This is a genomic window from Frankia sp. KB5 (assembly GCF_002099325.1).
Taxonomy (GTDB): Bacteria; Actinomycetota; Actinomycetes; order Frankiales; family Frankiaceae; genus Frankia; species Frankia casuarinae.
Map to the genome: position 1 here is coordinate 1 of NZ_MRUJ01000302.1, position 8,036 is coordinate 8,036.

At 70.2% G+C, this 8,036-nt stretch carries 13 protein-coding genes; all 13 read right to left on the reverse strand.

Annotated elements, in window-relative coordinates; all coding sequences use genetic code 11:
• A partial coding sequence (locus tag KBI5_RS22895; RefSeq protein WP_241883130.1) for a hypothetical protein occupies nucleotides 1-285 on the reverse strand: 285 nt, incomplete at its 3' end.
• Nucleotides 286-351: 66 nt separating this feature from the next.
• The gene (locus KBI5_RS22900) at nucleotides 352-1,581 is read right to left on the reverse strand and encodes a DNA polymerase III subunit beta (protein WP_085016435.1); all 1,230 of its coding nucleotides are present in this window, start codon (nucleotides 1,579-1,581) and stop codon (nucleotides 352-354) included.
• A gap of 131 nt (nucleotides 1,582-1,712) precedes the next feature.
• Nucleotides 1,713-2,111: a hypothetical protein gene (locus tag KBI5_RS22905; RefSeq protein ID WP_085016425.1), complete on the reverse strand. Its 399-nt coding sequence runs from the start codon at nucleotides 2,109-2,111 to the stop codon at nucleotides 1,713-1,715.
• 44 nt (nucleotides 2,112-2,155) lie between these two features.
• On the reverse strand, nucleotides 2,156-2,695 hold the full coding sequence (locus KBI5_RS22910) for a hypothetical protein (RefSeq protein WP_085016426.1): 540 nt from the start codon (nucleotides 2,693-2,695) through the stop codon (nucleotides 2,156-2,158).
• Between the two features lie 56 nt (nucleotides 2,696-2,751).
• Nucleotides 2,752-3,006, reverse strand: a complete 255-nt coding sequence (locus tag KBI5_RS22915) for a hypothetical protein (RefSeq protein ID WP_085016427.1) — start codon at nucleotides 3,004-3,006, stop codon at nucleotides 2,752-2,754.
• A complete protein-coding gene (locus KBI5_RS22920) occupies nucleotides 2,996-3,526 on the reverse strand; it encodes a hypothetical protein (protein WP_085016428.1) in 531 nt (176 codons plus the stop codon). Before KBI5_RS22920 ends, KBI5_RS22915 begins: the two co-directional genes overlap by 11 nt.
• A 4-nt stretch (nucleotides 3,527-3,530) precedes the next feature.
• Nucleotides 3,531-3,926 carry a hypothetical protein gene (locus tag KBI5_RS22925; RefSeq protein ID WP_085016429.1) on the reverse strand — a complete coding sequence of 132 codons (396 nt, stop codon included), beginning with the start codon at nucleotides 3,924-3,926 and terminating at the stop codon, nucleotides 3,531-3,533.
• Nucleotides 3,927-4,052: 126 nt separating this feature from the next.
• On the reverse strand, nucleotides 4,053-4,874 hold the full coding sequence (locus KBI5_RS22930) for a hypothetical protein (RefSeq protein ID WP_085016430.1): 822 nt from the start codon (nucleotides 4,872-4,874) through the stop codon (nucleotides 4,053-4,055).
• A 175-nt stretch (nucleotides 4,875-5,049) separates the two neighbouring features.
• A complete protein-coding gene (locus KBI5_RS22935) occupies nucleotides 5,050-5,334 on the reverse strand; it encodes a hypothetical protein (protein ID WP_085016431.1) in 285 nt (94 codons plus the stop codon).
• Between the two features lie 113 nt (nucleotides 5,335-5,447).
• Nucleotides 5,448-5,768 carry a hypothetical protein gene (locus KBI5_RS22940; RefSeq protein ID WP_085016432.1) on the reverse strand — a complete coding sequence of 107 codons (321 nt, stop codon included), beginning with the start codon at nucleotides 5,766-5,768 and terminating at the stop codon, nucleotides 5,448-5,450.
• 620 nt (nucleotides 5,769-6,388) lie between these two features.
• Nucleotides 6,389-6,625 carry a hypothetical protein gene (locus KBI5_RS22950; RefSeq protein WP_241883132.1) on the reverse strand — a complete coding sequence of 79 codons (237 nt, stop codon included), beginning with the start codon at nucleotides 6,623-6,625 and terminating at the stop codon, nucleotides 6,389-6,391.
• Nucleotides 6,626-6,688: 63 nt separating this feature from the next.
• Nucleotides 6,689-7,372 carry a hypothetical protein gene (locus KBI5_RS22955; RefSeq protein WP_085016433.1) on the reverse strand — a complete coding sequence of 228 codons (684 nt, stop codon included), beginning with the start codon at nucleotides 7,370-7,372 and terminating at the stop codon, nucleotides 6,689-6,691.
• A gap of 94 nt (nucleotides 7,373-7,466) precedes the next feature.
• Nucleotides 7,467-8,036: hypothetical protein (locus tag KBI5_RS25990; protein ID WP_206745273.1), on the reverse strand; the 570-nt coding region annotated here is incomplete at its 5' end.

Genomic DNA, 8,036 nt, shown 5'->3' on the forward strand with positions numbered 1-8,036 from the left:
GCTGGCGGGAACCGATACGGGGCCTGACCGAACCAGCCGGATATCCGTTCCGAAATCGACTATGACAAGTTTCCGAAAAACTCCCGTGAGCGGCGGTTTCTCCTTGGCGAGGTTCAGGGTGACGGCGGTGTCGATGTGGACGAGGATTCCGCCGGTTTCGTCGAGCAGCGCGGTGATGCGGAGGGGAAAGCTGCCGACGTTTCCCGGTTCCCAGCTCGCGGCGGGATGTGGAGGCAGCGCGTCGTACATGTCGATCGTTCCGTAGTTCACCGACGAACTTTCCATCGGTCCTCCCTCCAGATGCAGAAGGTGTGCGGCGGCACGCATCGAGATCCGTGGGAAAGGCTCGGGTCAGTCGATGCGGATGGGCATGAGCAGGTGCCGGTACGGCGGAGCGCTCGCCGTCTGGTGTTCGGGGCAGGTGAGCAGGACGGGTTTGGCGACGTCCGCCTGTCCGCTGAACAGGACGGTGTCGCCCGGGAGCGCGGTGAGGGCGGCGCGCAGGTAGGCGACGTTGAATACCCAGCGGACGGTCCCGTCGGTGAGCGATGTCGTCGCCGGCAGGGTCGGCGCGTGGACACGCGCGCCGTGCTCGGGCAGCAGCGGCGCGACCCGCAGCCCGTCCGGGGTGAGCGTCAGCGTCATGGTCATGATGGGGCGACGGGTGCTCGGGTGGGCGGTGAGGATCGCCTGGACCCGTGCCACGTGGGCCGTCACCGTCGCCCGGTCGAACGTGGCGGTGTGCTGGGTGTCGAGCGAGCCCAGCAGTCTGTGCCACGGCGGGTAGCTGCCGCCGATCTCGACCACGCTCACGGTCGTCTGCCCGCAGGTGAACGTGACCCGGTCGACGTCGTGGACGGACGCGGCGGTACTGYGCCCGATCGTCACCGACGGCCCGGTCCACGTCTCGGCACAGGCGGCGAGGATCTTCCCGGGCAGCAGCAGTTCCTGCCCGGCCGGCCCTGTGACGGTCGCGGGCAGGACATCGACAGCCAGGCGGTACCGGTCGGTCCCCGCGACGGTCGCCAGTCCAGGCGCGAACGACACACACAGCCCGGTGAGGACCCGCAGGGTGTCGTCCCGACCGACCGCCGGCAGGACGCGGTCCACCGCGGCGCGCAACGCGGCCCGCTGAACGGTGGCGATCGTCGGCGCGGGCCGGCAGGCGCCAGGATGATCCTCCACCGGTAGGCCGGTCAGCGGCACGGTGTAGTCGCCGATCGTGATGGTGGGGGCAGGTGGGAAGGACCCGTCGAGCAGGACAGGCAGCTCGTCGGTGTCGGCGCGGCGCTCGCCCCGGACCAGCGCCTTGCACATCTGCGTCAGCGCCCAGCCATCGACCAGGAACCGGCCGGCGGACCGGGCGGCGCCGGGCAGGCGCACGGAGACCGTCGCGGCGGGGCTGGCACCGGTGACGGTCAGGTCCCCGTCGGGATCGGCCGTGATCAGAGCGGCGTTCCACGGCGGCTGGCTCTTGCGGTCCACGACGGTGCCGACCGTGGCCAGCGCCGCGAGCAGGTCTCGGTAAGGGACGACGGCAGTCGGCCCCGCGATAGTGGCGGGCGGTGCGATGACAGTCATGATGATCTTCCACATGGGATCGGGATCAGCCCGGTTATCGACCGGCCCGCATCGGCGGCGGGCGCCGGCCCGCCGGTGCAGGCAGGCGCGGACGGGCGAAAGTGACGCGAGAGCGCGTGGCGGAACAGAGATCAGTGGTGCGCGGGAAGCTGGCGGAACACGATCTCGGTGCTGTCGACGTTGGCGGTGGTCGCCCACTCGTCGAGCAGCTCAGAGATCGACTCGGCGACCGCGTCGAGGTCGTCGCTCACGGTGCCGTCGTCGGTGAGGACCGCGAGCAGCCGGGCGCGGGCTTCTCCGAGTTCGTCGGTGTAGACCTCGACCTCAAGCCAACTCGCCGCCGGGCACTCGGCCCGCGTCGCGGCCTCGATCTCGTCTTCCAGGACGATCCGCAACGCGTCACGGGCGTCGAGGAACACGTCACGCGCCCGCTCGCGCAGCGACCGCGTGTCCGGCGGCGCGCAGCGGCGTATCCGCAGGAATCGCTTCCGGGGAAGCCGGTGGCCGTTGCGGCTGCGCCGCATCCTCATTGTGATCTCCCCTTTCCGTGAACAGGTGGGTAGGTGCTGGCGGGTCAGCCGGTGACACCGGGTGTCGTATCGAACGTTTCGCCCAGCTGGCCGTCGGCGGTGTAGGTAAAGGTCCGCAGCCGCGTGTAAGGTGCGGGAAGAAACACCGGCATGGCGTTCACGACAGCAGCACCGAATCCCCGACAGATCCACATCACCCACCGGTCCGGCTTGTCCGGGGAACTACCGGCAGGAAGTTCCCCGGTGGAACGCCGATCTGTCAGGCGGCGCATGTCGCGGCGGGCTATGTGAGGACAGAGCCGGGTCGACGCCTCGGCACATCCCTCGTGCATCGGCGGGTCGTAGTAGGCCCTGGCAGCGACGGAATCCGGGCTGCCGAGAAAAGCGACCTCCTCGTCGAACGGTCGGGCGCAGATACCGCACCGCCCCTCGGAGGCAAGACGGAGCGCCTCCCGGCCATCCACGGTCGAGAAGTCCGGCTCCCCGTCCGGGTGGCGCGCGGTGACAGCCGGAATAGGCACGTTGCGGCGCCGGTCGACCGGCAGCGTGTTCATCAGCTCGGGAAACTCGGAAGCATGGTTCACTTCCGCTCCTTTCCGTGACGGACGAAGACCCAGAGAAAAGGCCGGCGACGGTTCGGCTAGTCGCGGGAGTCCGCCCAGAAATCGGCCTTGGCGCGCATCCAGTCGAGCGCTTCGGCCAGGCCGGGAATGTCGTACCAGCTTTGGATACTGTTCTGGTCGTCGCGCACAAGACCGACGTGGAACCCGCCGGGCTCCGTGCTTGCCGCGACGAGAGCCCACAGCGGCACGTAGTGGCCCGCGCGGGGCACGTAGATGCCGGCTACCACCGGGCAGCCGACGAACGTCGAGGGCAAGGGAAACTCAGGAGCCATCACTCTCGCTCCGTCCGGGTGAGGGTTTCGCGGCCCGGCCCGCGCGGCGGCGGGTCGCCGGGCGTGGCTGTGCGTCCGCGCGGGGGCGGGGCCGCCAGACGTGCCGGCCGGCATCGGCGACCCGTTCGAGGCCGAGCGCCTCGGCCCAGGTGACGCAGAACGCGCAGGGATCGGCGCAGCCGGAGCAGTCGCCGCGTTCGAGGCGGTGACGCCAGATCTCCTCGGCGCGGGCGCGGGAGATCCGGTGGTAGATCCAGGTCTCGATCTCGCCGGGGAGCTGGTCGCGTAGCGCGGTCAGGATGCGCACGACCCGGTCGGGGTCGTAGGCGGGCGCGCCGTGGTCGCCGAGGTGGGCGGCGCACAGCGCCGCATGCCGGCCGCCGTCACCGCCGGTCAGGGCGGCGAGTAGCGCGCGGGCGTCGAGACGATCGTCGTCGGCCGGCGGCCCGCCCGGGTTAACGGGCCGCCGTCGCAGATTGTCGAGGTCGGCTGCCGCGCGGCGGCGTGGTGTGGTGCCCACCGGGTCAGCCGCGGGCCGTGGCGAGGTTGGGTGCCGGCGTGGCGGGCGGCGACAGGCGGATCAGGTATCCGTGCTCGATGTCGTCGCTGATGGCGCCGTCGACGGCGGCGAGGTTCGCGACCTCGTCACAGATCGCGTCCCACTCCTGTGGAGCACTTTCCGGGGCGACGTGGATGGTGCTGTTGTCGGCGAGCAGCACGCCCTCGGCCGACGCGGTCGGGTAGTCCCCCCAGTCCATGTCGCACAGCACAGCGACCGCCGTCGGCCAGGTCTCGTGGACCAGGGACGCGAGCCCGCCGTCGGTGGTGATCCGACGTCGCAACTCGGCGTTGATCGCGGACAGGGCGGCGCTGAGATCGTCCTCGTCGGCGGTCGGGAGCACGGATAGGTCGAACAGCATGGGGCTACCTCCTTCGGGCGTGCGGGTGCGCGGGAGTCGCGGGAGCCGGGGTCCGCTAACGGTCAGCGCGCCCGGCGCCCGGCGCGGGTTGCCATCGCAGGCAATGGGCAGCGCCTCGAACGACGCTCAGAAGCGGTAGTCGCTGGCGTTGCCGTTGACGTCCACCACAAGGTGCGTGCCCTTGGGCCGGCCGGTGTTTTCGAGGTAGACGTAGACGGTCGGTTCCGCCTCTTCCGAGTCATCGCCGTCGTCGTCGGCCGCGACCAGCCGGAACAGGATCTTCACGCCGTCGATGGCGATCACGTACATATCGCTGGCGTCGTTGGTGTCGGGTGCGGCGCCGTACACGCGCACGAGCGCGTCACGCACCACATGGACGGTCGGCCGGGGCGGGGCGACGGTCTGACCGGCCGCGCCGAGCAGGAGGATCTCTCCCGCGTACACGGGGAAGCCGTCACCCGGATCGACACTGCCCTTGCGGATCTTCGGGTTGGCTACCTGTTCACCGGTGTAGGTGACGATCAGCATCCGGTCGCCGTGAGCGTCGGCGAGGTCGGTGACGCGGACCTCGCCCGGATACCAGGTCCCTTCCACAAGGAACTCGACCGGGCTGCCCGGGACCAGGGCGGCGAGCTGGTCGGCGTTGATCGCGCCGGGCAGGCTGGTGGTGTTGTCGTTGTCGTGGACGTGCGCCGGGGCCTCGGTCATCCAGGTGACGAAGCCGRCCAGCTGTCCGGCGGCCTCGGCGGTCGCGACGGTGATCTCGGCGTAGGCGTCGAGGCCCTCCGTGGTGACCGTCGGTGCGCCGACGGCGAGGTCGGGATGTTGCTGCTTCCACGCGGTGACCGCGTACGTCACGGTGTCGGTGCTGGTCAGTGCGAGGACATCGCCGCGGTGGTCGCGGCGGGTCAGCCGTACGTGCACCAGGTACTGCGTGTCGGATGGCATGCGTCACCTCCATCGCGTGCGGAAGAGGGGGATCGCGGCAGGAGGCCAGGGCCGGTGGGACGCGCCCGGGAGCCGAGCGTCGGTAGCCGATCGGTCAGTGAGGGCGGCCCGCGCGGTGAGACCCTCCGCCGGACCGGTCGGGGGGCTGGTCAACCCCGGGTCGGTTGGGGAGCGATCAGCTCCGGTCCCACGTCCTGCGCAGCCGCGCTATCTGCTCGTCGGTGGCGCCGAACCGCCGGAGCTGGTCGTCGGTCAGCCACACCAGCGGAACGGTGATCTTGGTGGTGATGGTGGTGCCTGCGGGCAACTCGTCCGTGCTGATCGCGCGGCCCCGCCACCCGGGCAGCTTCCAGCCCTCCGACGTCTTGATCCAGAACTCGTTGCCGCACCGAGCCCACGTGTCCACCGACGCCTCGTGCAGGGCCGCCCGGTGCAGCGGGTCATCCGAGTCAACATTCATGATCGTTTCCTCTTTCTTGCTGGCGCACGGGCGTGCCACAGAGGGCGGCGTGACGGGCATGGTCCCGTCGCCTTCGCGGGCGACGTGATCGTGATGCGGAAACGCACCTACGCTCACTTGTCGACGATTTCCCAGGCCCAGTCGGCGGCGCCGATGTAGTAGAGGCCCTCCGGGCTTGGGGGGACGACGGTAGTTTCGTCGTACTGGCCGCTGTGGACCGAGACGACACCGTCCTCACTGATCGTGATCGTGTCGTCGATATGGTCGGGCGGCAGTTTCGCGATGGCCGCGTCGGTCTCGGCGACCAGCTTGCGGACCTGTTCGAGGGTGAACCCGGGAATGCCCCAGCCATTCCATCGGTCGGGGTTGTATGGGACCTCGTACTCGGAGTAGAGGCCGCTGATGGTGACGCGCATGGTGCGGGCAGCAGTCATGATCGTGTTCTCTTTCAGGACCGAAAAGGGGGCCGGGAATGTCCGCGGCACCCGCTTCCGGGCGGGCGGGGCACAGGAGCGCCACTCGTGCCCGGCCCGGCGCGGTGCGGGCGGTCAGGTGGGTAGGCAGCAGCTCAGCGGCACSCCGSGCASGTCGTAGCTGGYCGYSTCGRASGGRACGKSGAAGCGCTTGTTGCTGGMGGTGAAGCGCAGMCGGTCCGTGGACKYGGCRTCSAGGRTSACCGTGRCGTGCTTGCCGTCGATSSSKCCGAGGGTGCCRGTCAGCCCGTTGAGGTAACGGGGCGAGATGTTGGCGATCCGCACGGGCGTGCCCGTAGTCAGGGACGCGGTCCTGATCGCGGCGAGTGCGGCCCGCCGCTGCTTCACCGTCTCGGTGATACGAGTCAGGTCCTGCTCGCTCGCGTGCGACAGGATGAAGTCGGTGGCGACCGCGAGCGTCGGTGTCGTGGGCATGCGGGTGCCTTCCTGATCGTGGTGGAGGGGTAGGGCAAAGGGCCGGCCCAGGACGGACCGGTGGGTGTGTCCTGAGCCAGGGGGGCAGGGGCCTCCGGCCGCCGCGCGCGGGCAGTAGGCGGCGCCGGTCACCGGGAGGCGAGTGTTCAGGCGGCAGTCAGGTGGGTTCGTGTGGCCGGGGCGGGCCGGCCGATGACGAACGTGCCGGGGTGCAGTGGGTGCAACTGGTCGTGCGGCATCGGCTGGTCCGGGTAGGGCAGGTGCAGCAGCAGCCGGCCCGCGAGCGGACTGTCCGCGTCGTCGGGCACCCGCCGGATGGTGATCGTGAACGCGCCGCATGGGTCGCCGGTGGACAGGCTCAGCGTGATCGCGTCGTCGCCCACGCGGTGACCGCGAACGTCACGGTGTCTGTGCTGGTCACTTCGAGGACRTCGCCGCGCGGTCCGCTACCGGTCGGTGTCCGAGCCGCCGGGCAACGGGCGGCGCGGCGGCAGCAGATCGCCGAACCCGGCCGCGCTGAGGGCCGCGCGCTCGGGTTCGGACACGGTCGCGAGTACCGCCAGCCGGGGCCTGCCCTGGGAGCGGGTGTAGGCAGCCAGCTCGGCGAGCCGGCGGCCCGCTGTGGCACGGGCACGCTCCGCCGTCCACCAGGCGTCGCGGAGGGCCAGCCGCTGCGCTTCGGACTGGTCAGCGGTCCAGCCGGCCATCGCGGCGGCATGGCGCACGGCGTCTTCGGTGGCCGTCGTGAACGCGCCGGCCGTGCGCGACATCGCGGCCCGGTGGAGGGCAGGCTTGTCGAACAGCAGCGCGGGGTCCAGCTCGGGCGCGCTGAGAAGGACCGTGCGCAGCCGGCGGGCACTGATCGTGTCGTCGCGCCACCAGTCGTCGTCGATCACCTCGACGGTAATCTTCCTGTCGTGGGGCCAGACCTCGGCGTCGCGGCAGCCCGGATCGCCGATCAGGCGGGAGATGACCGCGACGAACCCGTCGGCGGGGGTGAACCCGGCGCGGTGATACAGCGCGGTGTCGTCCTCGCTGGTGTAGGCATCGACGATCACCCACTCGCCGGTGGCGCCCCAGCGGTGTCGGCCGGGCCGCAGCTGGTCGGCGCGGATGGTGAAGGGCTCCATGGCGCTCCCTTGTCTCTCGTGGTCCTGGGAGCCGGGAAGGTGCCGGCGTTCCGTGTGCACGGCCGGCGCACGGCGGCCGGTCCATCGGACTCCGTCAGGCAGGTACGCGGCRCAGCGTTTCGTCTGCATGCCGTATGACGTCCTGGATGTATTCCTCGGAATAGCTGAAATCGGGACCTGCGTACGATCGACCAGCCCACATAAGATCGTCACCGGCGGTGGGTGTGCGGTCGTCGCACTCGCACAGTTCAGGCATCGTGACCGGATATAGCTCCGAGCCGATGTTCTGATAGGCGGTCTCCGGATAGGCTTCCGTGAAGCCGGCGTGCCCCCGATAGACCGCCATGCTGGTACAGGGCCCCGGCAAGTTCTCCTTATGTCCGGTTTGCCCGGCACACGCCAAGCGCCGTCGGCCACCGAAACGCCTGGTCCTGCGGTCGCGACCGGGCTGGTGGTCGATCGGACGAAACGGGCAAATCGCGTTCTTGCCGAAGCCCTGCATGCTGGTACGGATCACAGCGTCAGGGAACGCATCGAACACCGCCGAAAGAACGTCTCGGTAGGCGTGCCAGCACGCGCACGGCATGCGGCGGCCGGTCCACGAGCGGCGTGCACCCGACCCCGCGCTCTTGACGACGGCCAGTCGCGCGACGCACTGTGGCCG

What these genes read in the sequence shown, in the direction of transcription:
- KBI5_RS22940 (WP_085016432.1), bottom strand. Translation starts at nt 5,768, where the DNA reads ATGACTGCTGCCCGCACCATGCGCGTCACCATCAGCGGCCTCTACTCC.
- KBI5_RS22905 (WP_085016425.1), bottom strand. Translation starts at nt 2,111, where the DNA reads ATGAGGATGCGGCGCAGCCGCAACGGCCACCGGCTTCCCCGGAAGCGA.
- KBI5_RS22935 (WP_085016431.1), bottom strand. Translation starts at nt 5,334, where the DNA reads ATGAATGTTGACTCGGATGACCCGCTGCACCGGGCGGCCCTGCACGAG.
- KBI5_RS22925 (WP_085016429.1), bottom strand. Translation starts at nt 3,926, where the DNA reads ATGCTGTTCGACCTATCCGTGCTCCCGACCGCCGACGAGGACGATCTC.
- KBI5_RS22955 (WP_085016433.1), bottom strand. Translation starts at nt 7,372, where the DNA reads ATGGAGCCCTTCACCATCCGCGCCGACCAGCTGCGGCCCGGCCGACAC.
- KBI5_RS22915 (WP_085016427.1), bottom strand. Translation starts at nt 3,006, where the DNA reads ATGGCTCCTGAGTTTCCCTTGCCCTCGACGTTCGTCGGCTGCCCGGTG.